At 68.3% G+C, this 17,283-nt stretch carries 12 protein-coding genes; 11 read left to right on the forward strand and 1 reads right to left on the reverse strand.

Annotated features, from left to right (window positions below):
- The first annotated feature begins 22 nt into the window (after positions 1-22).
- Positions 23-1,036, forward strand: a complete 1,014-nt coding sequence (locus tag QM693_RS09025) for an Lrp/AsnC family transcriptional regulator (RefSeq protein ID WP_283352060.1) — start codon at positions 23-25, stop codon at positions 1,034-1,036.
- Positions 1,037-1,238: 202 nt separating this feature from the next.
- On the opposite strand, the gene QM693_RS09030 is transcribed toward QM693_RS09025, so the two are convergent.
- Positions 1,239-1,841 carry a TetR/AcrR family transcriptional regulator gene (locus tag QM693_RS09030; protein ID WP_011593694.1) on the reverse strand — a complete coding sequence of 201 codons (603 nt, stop codon included), beginning with the start codon at positions 1,839-1,841 and terminating at the stop codon, positions 1,239-1,241.
- Positions 1,842-1,912: 71 nt separating this feature from the next.
- Between QM693_RS09030 and QM693_RS09035 the strand changes: the two genes are divergently transcribed.
- From QM693_RS09035 to QM693_RS09080, 10 genes are all read left to right on the forward strand, one after another.
- Positions 1,913-3,094 (forward strand): aromatic ring-hydroxylating oxygenase subunit alpha, encoded by a 1,182-nt coding sequence (locus QM693_RS09035; protein WP_283352061.1) that lies wholly within the window; start codon positions 1,913-1,915, stop codon positions 3,092-3,094.
- Positions 3,091-3,852, forward strand: a complete 762-nt coding sequence (locus QM693_RS09040; protein WP_105413771.1) for an enoyl-CoA hydratase/isomerase family protein — start codon at positions 3,091-3,093, stop codon at positions 3,850-3,852. The genes QM693_RS09035 and QM693_RS09040 overlap by 4 nt, the downstream gene beginning before the upstream one ends.
- A gap of 36 nt (positions 3,853-3,888) precedes the next feature.
- The gene (locus tag QM693_RS09045) at positions 3,889-4,566 is read left to right on the forward strand and encodes a PaaI family thioesterase (RefSeq protein ID WP_283352062.1); all 678 of its coding nucleotides are present in this window, start codon (positions 3,889-3,891) and stop codon (positions 4,564-4,566) included.
- Positions 4,563-5,813, forward strand: coding sequence for a CaiB/BaiF CoA transferase family protein (locus QM693_RS09050; RefSeq protein ID WP_283352063.1), 1,251 nt, complete (start codon positions 4,563-4,565; stop codon positions 5,811-5,813). Before QM693_RS09045 ends, QM693_RS09050 begins: the two co-directional genes overlap by 4 nt.
- 193 nt (positions 5,814-6,006) lie before the next feature.
- Positions 6,007-7,548, forward strand: coding sequence for a class I adenylate-forming enzyme family protein (locus QM693_RS09055; RefSeq protein ID WP_283352064.1), 1,542 nt, complete (start codon positions 6,007-6,009; stop codon positions 7,546-7,548).
- Between the two features lie 88 nt (positions 7,549-7,636).
- A complete protein-coding gene (locus tag QM693_RS09060; protein ID WP_283352065.1) occupies positions 7,637-9,043 on the forward strand; it encodes an MFS transporter in 1,407 nt (468 codons plus the stop codon).
- A 4-nt stretch (positions 9,044-9,047) separates the two neighbouring features.
- Positions 9,048-11,180, forward strand: a complete 2,133-nt coding sequence (locus QM693_RS09065) for a molybdopterin-containing oxidoreductase family protein (protein ID WP_283352066.1) — start codon at positions 9,048-9,050, stop codon at positions 11,178-11,180.
- Positions 11,177-13,414, forward strand: coding sequence for a molybdopterin-dependent oxidoreductase (locus QM693_RS09070; protein ID WP_283352067.1), 2,238 nt, complete (start codon positions 11,177-11,179; stop codon positions 13,412-13,414). The genes QM693_RS09065 and QM693_RS09070 overlap by 4 nt, the downstream gene beginning before the upstream one ends.
- On the forward strand, positions 13,414-15,042 hold the full coding sequence (locus QM693_RS09075) for an FAD-dependent oxidoreductase (RefSeq protein ID WP_283352068.1): 1,629 nt from the start codon (positions 13,414-13,416) through the stop codon (positions 15,040-15,042). Before QM693_RS09070 ends, QM693_RS09075 begins: the two co-directional genes overlap by 1 nt.
- Positions 15,039-17,279: a molybdopterin-containing oxidoreductase family protein gene (locus QM693_RS09080; protein ID WP_283352069.1), complete on the forward strand. Its 2,241-nt coding sequence runs from the start codon at positions 15,039-15,041 to the stop codon at positions 17,277-17,279. Before QM693_RS09075 ends, QM693_RS09080 begins: the two co-directional genes overlap by 4 nt.
- Positions 17,280-17,283: the final 4 nt, after the last annotated feature.

A 17,283-nucleotide genomic window follows, 5' to 3' on the forward strand; every position in this document is an offset into this window, starting at 1 on the left:
TCTCGGTACAAAAGGACCAATCATGCAGGATTACGAGCCAGATGATGTCGACTTCGGTCTCATACATGCATTGCAGATCGAGCCGCGGGCATCTTGGAAGGTGCTCGCGCCGATCCTGGCCGTTGACCCCGTGACGTTGTCGCGGCGGTATCAGCGGCTGCGCGACACCGGTCTGATCTGGGTCACCGGCTACGATGCCGGGACGCCGGGTCGTGGTGCTCTGGTTGAAATCGAATGCGCACCAGGACAGTCCGCCGCAACGGCAGAGGCCATGTCGGAAGATCCGGTGGTCGCCGGTATCGACTTCACGGCGGGCGGCCGCGACCTCCTACTCACGCTGATGGCGCAGGATTCGGCGGAGACGTCGCAGTTCCTGCTTCATCGGCTCGGGGAGTATCCGGAGATCCGGCGAGCCCGGACCCACCTCATCACCGAGGTGCTCTTCGAAGCCGGGAACTGGCGGCTGCGCACGCTGTCCGCGGCACAGGCCGCCCGGGTCCCCGGCCCCCGCCCGCCGCGCCCCCGCGCCGCACGGACCGTCTCACCCGACCTGAAACGCGTGATCCATCACGAACTCGGCATCGACGGCCGCGCGGCCACCACGGCGATCGCCGAACGCGCCGGCGTCAGCAATCAGCGCATCACCGACGCGATCGCGACGATGCGGCGAGACGGATCGCTCCTGCTGCGCACCGACATCGCCCGGACCTACTCCGAGTGGCCGATCTACGCCTGGTACTTCATGCAGGTTCCCGCGCCGCTGATCGAACGGTTGAGGACGTCGCTGGGCCGGATCGAGGAGGTGCGGTTGGCGGTACTCGTGGCCAGCGAATACAACCTGATCATGGCCGTCTGGTTGCGCACCCTGAACGACGTCCACCGGTTCGAACTGCTCCTCGAGAAGATTTTGCCTGGATCGCGGGTGGCGGACCGGTCGGTGGTCATGCAGATCGGGAAACACCTGGGACACATCCTGGACGAACAGGGGCGGGCCACAGGACCAGTAGTCCCTGTGACGCCACCGGGTAGGGCTTGAACACCCCGCTCTCTAGTGCCAACCCGTGGCCGGGCCGGCACCAGAGCGCGTTGTCTCAGTGCGAGGCTTGACGCTGATGCTTGCACCGCGGCTGGACAATTCAGATCCGAGCGATCCCTCGCACCGCCAGATGATGAGGCAGTTCGTCCTGCCTGCCTTCCTGCCGTAGTTCCAGCCGCCGTTCGCGGCGTCCCTCGCGGTCTCAGTTGCCGGCGGGCAGCAGGGAAGGGACGAGGAAGGCGCGTAGCTTCTCGCGGAACCGTTCCAATGAGCCGGTGCCGCCGTTGAGTTGGCTGATGCACATGATCTCGAGTTCGGAGATCCACTCGCAGAGCAGTGCCAGATCGACGTCGGCGCGGATGTCGCCGGCCTCCTGGGCGTCGCGCAGAATCGGCTCCCAGAGTTCGCTCGTGAGTTCGACGGCCTTGCCCGACGTGGTCAGCAGCGAGTTCGCCAGTGTCATCTCCGACGGCGAAACGAGCAGGTGAACCATGGGGTCCCGGAGACCGCTCTCGACGTTGTTGCAGATGCCCTCGACGAGGCGCTCCTCGATGGTGGGCCACTTCGCGATGAAGGCCCGGGCCGGCTTCATGTTCTTGCGCGCGCGCCGCGCGACCGACTCGATGATCAGACTCTCGCGGTCCGAGAAGTATCTGTAGACGGTCGCGCGGGACATATCCGCTGCGCGAGCGACGTCTTCCATGGTCGTCTTCGTGATTCCGAAGCGTTCGAAACACGTCTCCGCTGCGGTGAGGATCGTCGAGCGGACGTCGGTCGCGGGGTCGTTTCCAGTCCTTGCAGCCACCAGTAGACAGTACCGTCATCAATTTGGGTGAGACGCTAGACAAGCAATGTCTCATGTGCCACTCTCGGTGTATGGAGCGCGAAGACAAGATCACCCTCACCGAGCGACTGATCGCACATGTCGACAACAACAGCACCGACTACGCGGATGACCTGCTTCGGGTGCCGTTCTCGGCGTTCAACGACCCCGAACTCGCCGAACGCGAACGCAAGGTGGTCCGGCGACTGCCGCACATTGTCGCGCACGTCGACGAGCTGAAGAAGGCCGGCGACTTCGTCACGACCGAGCTGATCGGCACACCGCTGCTGGTAGTGCGGCAGACGGACGGCAGCGTCAAGGCCTTCTCCAACGTCTGCAGGCACCGGGGTGCAAAGGTGGAGTTCGAGGAATCGGGTTGCAAGCGCATCTTCAGCTGCCCGTATCACAACTGGGCGTACGGCCGCGGCGGCGATCTGCGGGGGATGCCGCACTCGGAAGGCTTCGAAGGCATGGACCGCGCGCAGTACGGGCTCGTGGAATTTCCCTGCGAGGTACGGCACGGCCTGGTCTGGGTGGTTCCGACGGTCGGGGCCGATCTCGACATCGCCGCGATCCTCGGCGCCAAGCACGACGCGGAGGTGACGGCGACCGGAATGGCCGAGTCGTTCCAGGTGCGCAAGGAGACCTGGAAACTCGACATGAACTGGAAGATCGCCGTCGACGGCGTGCAGGACTCGTACCACCTGTGCCAGTTGCACACCAAGACAGTGTGCAACTACCTGGAGGGGAACATCACGGCATACGACCTGGTGGACCGCTCATGGCGAATCGTCGTCGCGCGCAAGTCGATCACCGAGGTTCGCGGCGCCGATCCCGACTCGTTCGACGTCCGCAACTACTCCCTCGCGAACTACACGATCTATCCGGGCACCATGCTCGTGACGGAGCCCAATCACTTCGAGATCTGGACGATCGTTCCCGACACCGAAGATCCCAACGTGTCGTACTGCACCATCCGTCTGCTCTCCCCAAAGGAGCCGGAGACCCCGCGCGAGAAGCGGATTCTCGACAAGAACTGGGAACTCCTCATGGAGACCCTGCACGCCGAGGACTGGTTCGTCACGAAGACGATCACCGCCAACGCGGCGCACGGGCAGGTCGACGAGCTGATCTACGGACGGAACGAACTCCCCGGTCAGGTCTTCCACAAGATGATCACCCGGGATGCCGAGGAGGTCGCGCGTGAGGAGGCCGCGGTCGGCGGTGCGAAGTGACGTCGGACGACCTGCGTCGATCGTCCCCGGCTCCCGGGGTGTTGCAACTCGACCTAGCTCGCCCCGACGTGCACAACGCGATCTCGCTCGGTTTGCAACGTGAGCTCGACGCCGCGCTCACAGAGGCGGCACACGACCCGGACGTTCGGGTGGTGGTACTGGCGGGGGAGGGCGCAGCGGCGTTCTCCGCCGGATACGACCTGAAGGAACTCCGCGCGATGACCCCGGACGCCGGAGTCCTGAGCATGCTCGAACGAGAAGAGCTGCTGTGGCGGTACTTCACGTTCCCCAAACCGACGGTCGCCGCAGTCCACGGGATGGCCTACGGCGCGGGAACCCTGCTCGCGGTGTGTTCGGACCTGCGGGTGGGCGGCCCCGGCACCCGCATCACCGTCACCGCGGCGAAGTACGGCGGAGCCAACCTGACCTGGGTCCTCGACCAGCTGATCGGCGCCGGGCCGACCCGCGATCTACTGCTGACCTCACGAGCAGTGTCCGGCGAGGAGGCCTTCCGGATGGGGCTCGTCTCCCGGTACGCGGCTGACGGCGACGTTCTCGGTGCCGCACTCGAGGCGGCCGAACAGATCGCGGCTCAGCCTCCCGAGTCGATGCGCGAGATCAAAGCGCTGCTGCTCGACGGGCCGGGGCAGGGTCTGCGGAGCCGATACGACCGGGAAAACGTCGTGTCGCGCACGACCCTTCGACCCCGCCCGGTCGAGGAGATGTTCCGCTCGTACTTCGGAAGCCGCGCAGAGTGATTCGCAGTTCTTCCCGCCAGCGAAAGTGAGATCCGGATGGACGCCACCACTGTCTCGACTACCGACGACATCTGGAGTCCCAGCTGGGACGACCCGTTCGAACCGACTACCGACCGTGACGACGAGTTCGCGGAACTGACCGACGCCCTGCGCGCGGTGCAGGAGGCCGTCACCCGCAGCCGGCCCACCCCGGACGCGGCGGGCCGGACAGCGCGAACGCTCCGTGACCTCGCGGCCCGACTGGCAGCGTTCGAGGTCGGCGAGGACGAGCAGATCTCCGGGCGCCGCTGGGACCTTGCGGGGCGCGGGCAGACCCTCACACCGGCTCTCCATCTCGACGAGGTGACCGACAACCGGGCGCGCGGGCGCGTTCTCGTCGGCAGATTCCATTCCGGCCGATACGCGATGAACGGTGGCGTGACACCGCTGATCTTCGACGAGATCCTCGCGCGTCTCGCCAACAGCTGCGGCAGACCGTGGGCCCGCACGGCGTACCTGCACGTCAACTATCGGGCGCCCGCGCCACTCGACGTCGAATTGCGGGTGGAGGCGGAGTTCGCCGGCCAGGACGGCCGCAAGCGGTTCATGCGCGGTGCCATGCATCACGGAGACGTCCTCGTGGCCGATGTCGAGGGACTCTGGATCGAACTGAAACCCGAACAAACACAGAATGTCTCGCTGGCCGTGGGTCGGGGAGCGGAGGAGAATTCATGAGTGGGTACTCGCTGTTGGACGGCGTGCGGGTCCTCGAGGTCGCCCAGTTGGCCCCGGCGTCGCTGGGTGGGCACCTCGCGGACCTCGGTGCCGAGGTGATCAAGGTGGAGTCGGGGCCGCTCGGCGACCCGGTCCGCGTCGGTGGCAGCCGGGCGATCGGCGAACCTGACGGACCGGCGTTCATGCACCTGCGATGGAATCGCGGCAAGAAGTCCGTCGCGCTCGACCTGCGCAGCCCCGAAGGCAAGCAGGCCTTCCTCGACCTCGCCCGCTCGTGTGACGCCGTCGTCGAAGGTATGCGCGGCGGCTATCTGGACTGGCTCGGAGTCGGCTACGAGCAACTGCGCCAGGTGAATCCGAAGATCGTGCTGTGCACGGTGTCGGGTATGGGCACCGACGGCCCGTACCGGGCTCTGGGTACCGGCGGTCCGGTGTTCGACGCCTACGCCGGGCTGCGCGAGGTGAACACTCCCGCAAAGCCGCCGGCCGAGGGCATGGCCGGCTCCACCACGCCGCCGATCGCGATGTACGCCCTCGGCGCGTACGGGGCGATGGGGCTGCTCGCCGCACTGCACAAGGCCGGAGCCACCGGTGTCGGCTGCCACGTCGAGGTGTCGGGCATCGACGTCGCCGCCGCGTGGATGCCCGACCTGGTGGATGCGGAGCTGAACAGGGACCGCTCGATGCCGCGTCCGTCCTGGCTGCCGGACGGCCGGCTGCCCGACTGGCCGCGACTCGAGGCCTACCGCACCAGTGACGGTGAGGCGATCCTGTTCGGGTCGCACGTGGAGAAGTTCTGGCACAACTTCCTGGTCGCAATTGGGCGTCAGGACCTGATCGGCGTCGACCTCACCAGCACCGACGCGGGCGCCGCCGCCCGTGCGGACCTCGTGTGGCGTGCGCTGACGGAGATCTTCGCGCAGCGCACCCGCGCCGAGTGGGTGCAGCTGTTCCTCGAACACGGCATCGCGGGAGGTCCGGTCAACAGCGTGGCCGATATGCTCGCGGACCCGCATTTCCAGGCGCGGGAGAACACCTACCGGGTCGACTACCCGGGGGTCGGTGAACTCGAATTCGTGGTCAGCCCGGTGCGGGTCGCCGGGGAGAAGTTCGCGCCCGCGCTGCCACCGGTTGTCGGTGCCGACACCGCGGAGGTGCTGCGGTCGGTGGCCGGGTACGAGGATGCGCGGATCACCGCGGCGATCGACCCGAGAACGCCCCGACACGAGGCGCCACCCGCTGGCTGACCGGGCGTATCCCACAGGAGAACGACACCCACACGAAATATATTGTGTGGGTGTCGTTCTCGTGTGATGGTCCGGTTCTGAGGGGTGCCCGAAATTTCCGGATCGAGCATTGCGCCATTCGCCTATAACTGTTAGGTTTGCCGCACATGAAGTGAGGGTGGTCACACCCGGCTGACGAGCACGAGGAGCACAGATGAATCTCGCGGACCTGACCCGGTTCTGGGGTAAGACGCGTTCGCAGCAGCAGGCGATCGTGTTCGGGGACACATCGCAGACCTGGGCCGAGGTCGACGCGATCACCGACGCACTCGCCCGCGGGCTCGCGGCCCGCGGCGTCCTCAAGGGCGACCGGGTTGCCGTGATGATGCTCAATCGCCCCGAACTCGCGCACGTCATCCTGGCGACCCTCAAGCTCGGCGCGATCAGCGTCCCGCTCAACTTCCGGCTCACCGCCAAAGAGCTGGCACCGATGGTTGTCGACTCCGCGCCGCGCGTGGTGATCGTCGAAGACGGCTTCGCGCCGCTGCTCGAGGTCGCCACCGAACAGGCGGAGTTCGAGACCTACGCGATCGGGGGCAGTGCCTATCCGCCGTACGAGCGGCTGATCGACCCCGGAACCGCGCCCGTCGTCGCCATCGCCGCCGACGACCCCGGCTTCATCTGCTACACCTCGGGTACCACCGGCGTGCAGAAGGGCGCGCTGATCACCCACCGCAACGCGATGACTCCCGGCATCTCGCAGTCGATCACCTTCGGCTTCTCGCAGCAGGACCGGGTGTTGTGCTCAGCTCCGCTGGTGTACACCGGCTCGGTCCTGTCGATCTTCATGCAGCTCGTCGTCGTGCCCGGCGCGACGATGGTGCTGTTGCGCGAGTACGACCCGGAGATCGCCCTCGACACGTTCGAGCGCGAGCAGATCACGGCAACCACGACCGTCCCGGTGATCTGGGAACGGATGACGATGCTGCCCGACTTCGGCACCCGCAAACTCGCGAAGTTCACCTTCGCCGGCACGGGTGGCGCGCCGGTCAGCCTGGACTTGCTCGACTTCTACCGTTCACACGGCATCCCGCTCACCCAGTGCTACGGCCTGACCGAGGCGTCGGGCATGGTCTCGACCCTCGCCTACGAGGACGCCGTGTCGCGGCCCGGCTTTGCCGGGCTGCCGCTGGTCGGCACCCACATCCGGATCGGTGAACCGGGAGTCGACACCCCGGCCGGTGAGGTCGGCGAGATCCTGGTCCGGGGCGAGCACGTGCTGCGGGAGTACTGGAACAAGCCCGAGGCCACCGCGGCGACCGTCGGCGACGGGTGGCTGCGCACCGGCGACCTCGGCATGCAGGACGACGGCGGATTTCTCAAGATCGTCGATCGCAGCAAGGACATGCTGATCTCCGGCGGCCTCAACGTCTACCCCGCCGAGATCGAGAAGGCGCTGCACGGCATCGACGGGCTGGTCGATCTCGCCGTCATCGGCGTCAAGGACGACCGGTGGGGCGAGGTGCCGATGGTGGTGTTCCACAGCGAGCGTCCCGCCGCCGACATCGTCGCCGACATCGCCGAGGTCGCCGGCGAGAACCTGGCGAAGTTCAAGCGCCCCCAGCACGCCGTCGCCCTCGGCGAGCCGCTGCCGCGCACGTTCTCCGGTAAGCTCGCCAAACCGTCTCTGCGTCAACGTTTCCCCGAGGTTCCTGCCGACGCACTCGCGGTCGACGGCACCGTCACACCGGTCTGAAGCATGTCTTCGAGGCACGCCTTCGGCTTGCCCATCCAGCTCGAGGCTTCATCCCCCGCGGTTCCCCCACCCGAGAGGAATACACGTCGTGGCCCCCACTCGTGAAGTCGACATCTCCCAACTCATCGACACCGCACCGGTGTCGGCCCTCCAGAAGCGTGCCATCGCACTGTGCCTGGCGCTCGCGATCCTCGACGGCATGGACGCCCAGCTGATCGGATTCGCGATTCCCGCGTTGTCCGAGGACTGGGGCCTGTCCAAGGCCTCGTTCGGACTGCTGCTGGCGCTCAGCAGCGGCGCGATGGTCGTGGGCAGCCTGCTGTTCGGTCCGATCGCCGACCGGTGGGGCCGGCGCCGGGTGATCCTGCTGTGCACCGTGTTGTTCTCGGTATTCACGCTCGCGTCTGCCTTCGCGCCGTCGGTGGGTGTGCTGATCGTGCTGCGCATCCTCGCCGGCATCGGGCTCGGTGGCGTCACCCCGAACCTGATCGCACTGACCAGCGAGTACAGTCCCGCGCGCAGCCGCTCCACCATGGTCACCATCGTCGTTGCCGGCATGTCCCTCGGGGGATTCCTCGGCGGACTCGCTGCCGCTCAACTGATTCCGGCGTACGGGTGGCAGTCGATCTTCGTGGCCGGCGGCGTTCTCCCACTGTTCGTGGCGGCGCTGGCGTGGGCCGGGCTGCCGGAGTCGGGCAAGTTCCTCGCGGCCCGCGGTGATCACGTCGGCGCCGCGAAGATCCTCTCGGCGATCGCCCCGCAGGCCGGCATCAACGGTGCGGTGACGTTCACCGTGGACGCCGTGGTGGCCAACCGGTCGCCGATTCGGGAACTCTTCGCCGGTGGCCGGGCACTGGACACGATCCTGCTGTGGGTGGTGTTCGTCATCAACTTCCTCGTGATCTACTTCCTGTTCGGGTGGATGCCGTCGCTGTTCAGCCAGGCCGGGCAGAGCGCGTCCAATGCGATCCTCGCCGCGGCGCTGTTCAACCTCGGCGGTATGGCGGGCGCGCTGTCCATCGGGTGGATCACCGACCGGGTCGGCACCGCATGGGCGCGGTCCCGGGGCTCGGACGCCGCCTACGCGGTGGTGATGGCCGGATACACGCTCGGGGCACTGTTCATCGGCGCCGTCGCGATGTTCTTGGCGAACTCCACCCTGCTGCTCATCACGATCTGCATCGTCGGATTCGGGATGTCGGGAAGTTCGGCCGGCATCATCGCGATCGCCGCCTCGATCTACCCGGTTGCGGCACGCTCGACCGGGATCGGCTGGGCCATGGGGGTCGGGCGGATCGGATCCATCGCCGGGCCGACCCTCGGTGCCGCCCTGATTGCGGCCGGAATGGACGCCCGCACCATCTTCCTGCTCATGATCGTGCCCACCGCCGTCGCCGTCCTCACCCTCGGCGGGTTGTTCGTCCGAGAACGTCTGCGCGGACGCACCGGGGCGGGGGTCGCGGAACCGGCGGCCGCACCGGCCGAGGCGCACTGAACCGATGCCACCCGTCACGTCCCGGCGTACCTCGTTCTGCAGGCTGTGTGCCTCCTCGTGCGGAGTCCTGCTCGACCTCGAGGACGGGCGGATCACACGGGTCCTCGGAGACGCACAGCACCCGATCTCCGGTGGTTACACCTGCCCCAAGGGACGCCGCGGCGGCGATCTGGCCCACGGCCCGGACCGGCTGACCACCTCGATGCGCCGCACCGGCACCGGCACGCACGAGCCGGTGCCGGTGGCGCGGGCGACCGCCGACATCGCGGACCGGTTGCGCACCATCGTGGACCGCCACGGACCGGATGCGGTCGCACTGTTCATGGGAACGCAGCAGAACTTCGCCGCACTCACCCCGCCGATGGCCCGGGCCTGGTTCCGGGGGACCGGCTCACACAAGCTGTTCTCCACGATGACCATCGACCAATCCGCGAAATGGGTTGTCGCCGAACGGATGGGAACATATCTGGGCGGCAGGCAGCGGTTCGAGGACGCCGATGTGTGGTTGCTGGCCGGTACCAACCCGGTCGTGTCCGCCAACGGCGGCGACGGGGACGGCGCGGTGGTGCAGAACCCGTCCGTCACCCTGCGGGCCGCCCGGGAACGGGGACTGCGGCTGATCGTCGTCGACCCACGACACACCGAAACCGCGGCCTTGGCCGACGTGCACCTGGCGCCCCGGCCGGGAACGGACGCCGTCCTGTTCGCCGGCCTCCTCCACGTCGTCCTGACCGAACAGCTCCACGACACCGACTTCTGTCGCCGGTACACCGCCGATCTCCCGGGACTCGTCGACGCCGTAGCCGACGTGACTCCCACGGTCGTACACCGGATCTGCGGCGTCCCCGCCGACCGGGTCCGTGCCGCGGCCCAGGTATTCGCGGGCGGGAGCCGGGGGATGGCAACGAGCGGCACCGGGCTGTGCATGGGCCCGCATTCCAACCTCGCGGAGCACCTCGTCGCCGCTCTGAACGTGGTGTGCGGCCGGTACCTGCGCGAGGGGGAGCGGGCCGACGACCGCGCCGTCCTGACCCGGCACGCGCCCGCCCGCGCGGAGGTCGCCCCGCCCGCCCGGGCCTACGAGCACGGTTTCCGCAGCCGCATCGGTGGAGTGCGGGCGATGCGCGGTGAGCTGCCGTCCGGCATCCTCACCGACGAAATCCTCGAACCCGGCCCCGACCGGGTGCGGGCGCTGATCGTATCCGGCGGCAACCCGGCCGCGGCTCTCCCCGACCGAGCGAAAGCATTGCGCGCATTGCGATCGTTGGACCTGCTCGTGTGCATAGACCCGCGCATGTCGGACACCGCACGGCTCGCGCACTACGTTATCGCGCCGACCACGATGTACGAACGCGCCGATCACACCGCGATCATGGAACCGTTCTTCCCCCGCCCCTTCGCGCAGTTCACCCCCGCTGTCCTGCCGGCGCCGCCTGGCGTCGTCGACGACTGGCGGTTCTTCCTCGACCTTGCCGCCGCCTCCGGGCAGCCGGTCAAGTTCGCCGGCCGCATACTCGATCCCGACGCGCCGCCGACGTCCGAGCAGATGCTGGCGATGATGGCCGAACGGGGACGCGTCCCGTTCGCCGACGTGGTCACCGCCCCGCACGGACACCTCGCCGGGGCAAGTGGTGCAGTGGTGGGTCCGGCGACGGAGGACGGTGCCGGGCACCGCCTGATGTTGTTGCCCGCGGACGTGCGCGCAGAACTCGTCGCGGCGCTGACCGACCGAGTTGTCACAGAACAGTTTCCGCTACTCCTCACGGTCCGCCGGATACGCGAGGCCGTGAACTCCACCGGCACCCGCGTTCCGGGGCTCGTTCCGGGCGGCACCAACCCGGCAAGCCTGCACCCGGACGACCTGACCGCACTCGGGATCACAGACGGACAGGTAGTGACCGTGCGCTCGGCGGCAGGACGCCTGCGCGCGACCGCGCGGGCGGACCGCACCCTCGCCCGCGGCACCGTGTCGATGACGCACTGTTTCGGCAGCGTCGACCCGCGGGACGACGCCGGGGTGAACGTGAACGCGCTGACCGGAACCGGTGCCGGAGTGCAGGCGATCAACGCGATGCCGACCATGACCGCCGTGCCCGTCGCGGTCGGGGCGGTCGCACCCGAGGAGGAACTCTCATGACCATCGCCGAACCGAAAGCCGGACATCGCATCTGCCCACTGTGCGAGTCGACCTGCGGGCTACTCGTCGAGCTCGACCGGCGCACCATCGTGCGGGTCGCACCGAACCCCGACGACGTGCTGAGCGGCGGGCACAGCTGCGCGAAAGGCCTCGGCCTCGGCCGCATCGAGAACGACCCCGACCGGATCCGGACACCGCTCCTGCGCACCGCGGGCGGCGGATTCCGCGAGGCCACCTGGGACGAAGCGTTCGGCGAGATCGAGCGGCGACTGCCGGAGTTCGTCACCGGCGATCCGGGCAGCTGCGCGATCTACCACGGCAATCCGGCTGCCCACCACCTGGATTCGACGTTCTACCTCGGTGAGTTGATCGGCGCCGTCGGCACCCGGAACATCTACTCGCCGGCGAGCGTCGACACCTGGCCGAAGAACCTCGCGCACATGCTGCTGTACGGCACCGGGCTGGGGATGAGTCTGCCCGACCTCGACCGCACCGACTACCTGCTGATCCTCGGCTCGAATCCGATGGTGTCCAACGGCAGTACCGTCACCGCACCGGGAATCCACCACCGGCTGCAGGCGCTGCGCGAGCGGGGCGGCACCCTCGTCGTGGTGGACCCGGTACGCACCCGCACCGCCGAGGTCGCGGATCTGCACGTGCCGATCCGCCCCGGCACCGACGCCTTGTTTTTGCTCGGCGTGCTGTCCGTGATCGCGTCCGAGGGACTGTCCAGACCCGGGCGGGTGCCGGACGTGGTGGACGGCCTCGGCGCCGCCCTCGCGATGGCGGCGGAATTCGAGCCCGACGCCGTTGCCGCGGCGTGCGGGATCGACGCCGACGTGATCCGCTCAGTGGCTCGTGGGTTCGCGGGAGCAGCTGCGGCGGTGGCGCATTCGCGGATCGGTACCTGCATGCAGGAGTTCGGCACTCTCGCGAACTGGCTCGTCGAGGTGCTCACGATCGTCACCGGCAACCTGGACCGGCCCGGAGGGGCGATGTTCGCATTGCCGCCCGCGGGCGGGCAGAACACCTGGCCGGTGACCAGGACGCCGAAGTTGATGTTCGACCGGTGGCGGTCCCGGGTACGCGGCCTGCCGGAGGCGATGGGGGAGCTGCCCGCGGTATGTTTCGCCGAGGAGATCCTCACGCCCGGGCCGGGCCGCACCCGGGCGCTGATCACCCTCGCCGGGAACCCCGCCCGGTCCCTGCCCAACAGCGGCGCGATCGAGGACGCGCTCGGTGTGCTCGAGTTCATGGTGTCGGTGGACTGCTATCTCAACGAGACCACCCGCCATGCCGACGTGATTCTGCCCCCGCCCCCGGTAACAACCCGAGGCCACCACGACGTCACGCTCGCGCACTTCCAGATTCGGAACGTCGCCCGCTACACCCCACCCTTGCTGGACCTCGCCGACGGCGAGATGGCGGAGTGGCAGATCCTGCTGCGGCTGGCCGCGATCGCGAAGGGAACGCCGGACCGTCCGGTCGGCGAGATCGACGACGAGGTGGCCGCCGTCGCGGCCCGGCGCGCCGCGAACCTCGTCGGCTGCGAAACGGGACGGGTGATGGACGCCGTGGCCGGCCGCCGCGGCCCGCAGCGACTGCTGGACCTGCGTCTGCGCAGCGGACCCTACGGTGACCGGTTCGGGCTCGACCCGGACGGGTTGACTCTCGCACTGCTGGAGGACAACCCGGACGGCATCGACTACGGGCCGCTGGCGCCGCGTGTCCCGGAGGTGCTGCGCACACCGGATGGGCGGATCGACCTGATGCCGGACATGGTCGTCTCCGATCTGCCGCGGCTGCGAGCGAGCGTCACGAGGGCAGCACCGGATCTGCTGCTGATCAACCGGCGTCAGCGTCGCGGCATGAATTCGTGGCTGCACAACGCGCTGCCGCAGACGGACGGCGGCCAGTGTGCGCTGCTGATCAGCCCACCCGACGCGGCCGAGCAGGGTCTGGTGAACGGCGACCGGGTCGCGGTCACTTCCAAGGTCACCACCGTGACGGCCGAACTGCGGATCGACGACACGCTGCGCCCCGGTGTGGTGAGCATGCCGCACGGGTGGGGCCACGACGGGCCGGGCCTGCGGACCTCCCGGTCGGCCTCGGTCCCCGGCAGCAACTACAACGCCCTGGTGGACGACACCACCGACCTCGAGGCGCTCACGGCGTCCCCGATCTTCAACGGCGTCCCGGTCACGGTGACGCGCACGAGCGAGGAGCATCCCTGATGGCGTACGTGGTCACCCAGAACTGCTGTAACGACGCGACCTGTGTCGCGGTCTGCCCGGTCGACTGCATCCACCCGACCCCCGCGGAGCGGGAGTACCAGCGCACCGAGATGCTGTACATCGACCCGGGCGCCTGCATCGACTGCGGCGCCTGCTCCGACGTGTGCCCCGTGGATGCGATCGTCCCCGGCGACGCACCCGCCCCCGACATCGACCGGTACCGGGAAATCAATGCCGAGTACTTCCAGCGCAATCCACGCAGCATTGCGCCAGGCGCGCACGTGCAGCCGCTTCCGCTCGCCCTCGCGACCGCCGGCGTCGCCGACCCCCCGGCGATGCGAGTGGCGATCGTCGGATCCGGACCGTCCGCGTTCTACGCCGCCGAGGAGCTGCTGGCCCGTCGCGACATCGCCGCCGAGGTCACCATGTTCGAACGGCTGCCCGTGGCCGGCGGACTCGTGCGGTTCGGCGTCGCGCCCGACCACTGGCACACGAAGACGGTCGACCGGGTGTTCGGCCGCACCGCGCGTCGTGACGGCTTCACGTTCCATCTCGGCGTCGAGGTCGGGAAGGATGTGACGATCGACGAGGTGCTGGCCCACCACCACGCGGTGATCCACGCGTCCGGCGCAGCGGGTGACCGGCGCCTCGGCATTCCCGGCGAGGACCTGCCGGGCAGCTACGCCGCCAGGGAGTTCGTCGCCTGGTACAACGGTCACCCCGATCACGCCGATCGCGTCTTCGACCTCACCGCGTCCCGCGCCGTCGTGGTCGGCAACGGGAACGTCGCGCTCGACGTCGCCCGTATCCTCGTCTCCGACGTGGAGACCCTGCGCCGCACCGATATCGCCGATCACGCCCTGACCGCACTGTCCGACAGCCGGATCGAGGAGGTGGTGGTGCTCGGCCGACGGGGACCCGAGCACGCGGCCTGCACCACCCCGGAACTGCTCGCGCTCGGCTCGCTGCCCGGGATCGACGTCCTCGTCGACGGCCCGGTTCCGACAGGTCCGGACGCGCCGACCAAGCTGCGGATCCTGGCCGACTACTCCCGGCGGGAGCCGACACCGGGGAACAAGCGCATCGTGCTGCGCTTCGGCACCACTCCGCAGGAGGTGGTAGGGGACGGGCGTACCGCCGCCCTGATCGTGACCGGCACCGACGCAGGCACCGAGGACCGGATCGAGTGTGGTCTGGTACTGCGGGCGGTCGGGTACCGCGGACTGCCGATCGCCGGCCTCCCGTTCGACGAGGCCGCCGGAACCGTCGCGAATGTGTCGGGCCGCGTCACGCTGCCCGACACAGGGCAGGCCGTGGCCGGCCACTACGTGGCTGGCTGGATCAAGCGCGGCGCGACCGGGGTGATCGGCACCAATCGCTACTGCGCGGCGGAGACCGTCGAGGCCCTCCTCGCCGATCACCGTGCCGGACTGCTCCCCGCCCCGACCGGGACCTCCGCAGACCTGGCGGCGCTGGTGCGCGAACGCCGACCCGACGCGCTCGGCGGTGCGGACTGGCGCGCGATCGACCGCTTCGAGCGCGAGCGCGGCCGCGAGGCAGGCAGGCCCCGCATCAAGATCGTCGACGCCGGGCAGGCGGCTGTCGTCGCGGGAGTGGCAGTCCGATGACCCCGAAGGACACGACCCAACTGCACACGTTCTGCCGCATCTGCGAACCGGGATGCGGCCTGCTCGCCGACGTCCGGGACGGCGAGGTGGTCCGGTTGCAGCCGGACCGGGATCATCCCGTGCACCAAGGGTTCTCCTGCCACAAGGGCGTGCACTACCTGCAGGTCCACTCCGATCCGGACCGGCTCGACCGGCCGCTGAAGAGGACCAATCCGCGGAGCGAAGAACGCGGCGACTTCGAACCCGTCGACTGGGATGTCGCGGCGCGCGAGATCGCCGGCAGGCTCCAGGAAATACGGAAGAAGTACGGCCGCAACGCCCTCGCCGTCTATCAGGGCAACCCGTCGGCGTTCAACGGAGCCTATTACGCGAACGCCGCCACGCTCGCCCGCGGCTTCGACACCCGGATGCGCTTTAGTGCGGGAACGCAGGACACATCGGCCAAATATGCGGCGAGTGAGGCGATCTACGGCGCGTCGATGGCGCATCCGATTCCCGACCTGCTGCACACGGACTACTTCCTGTGCCTCGGCAGCAACCCGCAGGTCTCGCACATGACGCTGATCCACATCTCGGATCCGATGGCCAAGATCCGCGCTGTGAACAAGCGCGGCGGAACCGTGCTGTTCGTCAATCCGCGCCGCATCGAGTCGTCGTCACCGGAGACCGGTGAGGTGCTGCTGATCAAGCCGGATACCGACTTCTACTTCCTCGCCGGAGTTCTGCACGAGATCGTGTTCCGGATCGGGTACGACCGGGACGTCGTGGAACGTCACGCGCGACGCGTCGACGAACTGCTCGACTTCGTCCGGCAGTATCCCGTCGACCGGATCGCCGCGGTCACCGGTATCGACGCCGACACGATCCGGCAGGTCGCCACCGACTTCTGCGCGGCGCCGAGCGCGAGCATCTACATGGCGACCGGCGTGAACCAGGGCCGGCAGGGCACCCTGGCCTATTGGATGCTCACCATGGTGAGCCTGTTCTCCGGCAACCTCGGCAGACGCGGCGGCAATATCTACTCCCGCGGTGTCGCCGATGTCGTGCAGGGCTCGAAGCGCAAGCGGGAGGACCCCTTTTACGACGGTCCCTTCGGTGAGATGCGCACCGTCAGCGGGGACCTGCCCGCCGCGCTCCTCCCGGAGTTCATCGAGAACCCCGACGACCCGATCCGCGCACTGATCGTGGTGTCGGGCAACCCGCTGCTGTCGGTCGGCGGGGACGGCCGCCTGCGCCGTGCGTTCGAGCAGTTGGACCTGATCGTGACCGTCGATCTGTATCGCACGGTCACCGGCGAGATGGCGGACTATGTACTGCCCGCGACGGACTGGCTGGAACGGGAGGACATCAACTTCCTCAACACGATGGGCGTCGCGATGGAGCCCTATGTGCAGTACACGCCCGCCGTCGTGCCGGCGAAGGGGGAGCGCCGCGACGACTGGTGGATTCTGTCCCGCATCCAACAAGAGATGGGCGTCCCGACCCTGCTGGACGACCCGGACCCGAATCCGTTCGCCGCGGTCGACGCGATGATGCGGGACTCGGGTCTGAGTATCGACCTTCTCGCGACGATGCCCTGCCAGACCGCGGTGCTGCCGGAGGCCGATCCCGCGCACGTGTTCAGTATCGCGGTCCAGCACGACGACGGACTGATCGACTGCTGCCCCGCACTGTTTCAGCGCTCGTACGACACCGCCGAACGAATTCTCGAGGAGCTGGCCGCGGAACCCGCCGACCAACTCAAGCTGATCACCCGGCGCACCCACTACATGGTCAACAGCTGGCTGCACAACCTTCCGGTGTTCAAACAGGTTGTCCATCAGAGCAATCCGTTGTGGATGAACCCGGACGACGCGCGGTGCCGGGGCCTCGTAGAGGGCGACGACGTCACTGTGCGCAACCGTCACGGCGAAATCGAGGCGGTTCTGGTCTGCGACGACACCCTCCGGCCGGGTGTCGTGGCGATGACGCACGGCTGGGGGCAGGGCACGGCCCGAGGGCTGGACGTGGCGAGGCGCAACCCGGGTGTGAACGTCAACCGGCTCGCGCCCACCGGCACGGACGGTTACGACCCCCTCAGCAACCAGTCACAGCTCACCGGCATCAACGTCGAGGTGATCCGGGCCATGGGATCCCCTCGGGGAAGAATTGACGTTCAGGGCAGTGGCGCAACGCATGACAGCTGGGCGCGACGGCCGCCGCCGGCTCCAGGAGATTCCGGACGATACGCAGAGTGATGTC

It is taken from the genome of Rhodococcus sp. IEGM 1305 (genome assembly GCF_030058635.1).
Classification (GTDB): Bacteria; Actinomycetota; Actinomycetes; order Mycobacteriales; family Mycobacteriaceae; genus Rhodococcus_F; species Rhodococcus_F opacus_D.

Excerpts from the sequence above, each read along its gene's own strand:
- QM693_RS09025 (WP_283352060.1), top strand. The coding sequence starts at position 23 with ATGCAGGATTACGAGCCAGATGATGTCGACTTCGGTCTCATACATGCA.
- QM693_RS09055 (WP_283352064.1), top strand. The coding sequence starts at position 6,007 with ATGAATCTCGCGGACCTGACCCGGTTCTGGGGTAAGACGCGTTCGCAG.
- QM693_RS09070 (WP_283352067.1), top strand. The coding sequence starts at position 11,177 with ATGACCATCGCCGAACCGAAAGCCGGACATCGCATCTGCCCACTGTGC.
- QM693_RS09050 (WP_283352063.1), top strand. The coding sequence starts at position 4,563 with ATGAGTGGGTACTCGCTGTTGGACGGCGTGCGGGTCCTCGAGGTCGCC.
- QM693_RS09075 (WP_283352068.1), top strand. The coding sequence starts at position 13,414 with ATGGCGTACGTGGTCACCCAGAACTGCTGTAACGACGCGACCTGTGTC.
- QM693_RS09080 (WP_283352069.1), top strand. The coding sequence starts at position 15,039 with ATGACCCCGAAGGACACGACCCAACTGCACACGTTCTGCCGCATCTGC.
- QM693_RS09035 (WP_283352061.1), top strand. The coding sequence starts at position 1,913 with ATGGAGCGCGAAGACAAGATCACCCTCACCGAGCGACTGATCGCACAT.
- QM693_RS09045 (WP_283352062.1), top strand. The coding sequence starts at position 3,889 with ATGGACGCCACCACTGTCTCGACTACCGACGACATCTGGAGTCCCAGC.
- QM693_RS09065 (WP_283352066.1), top strand. The coding sequence starts at position 9,048 with ATGCCACCCGTCACGTCCCGGCGTACCTCGTTCTGCAGGCTGTGTGCC.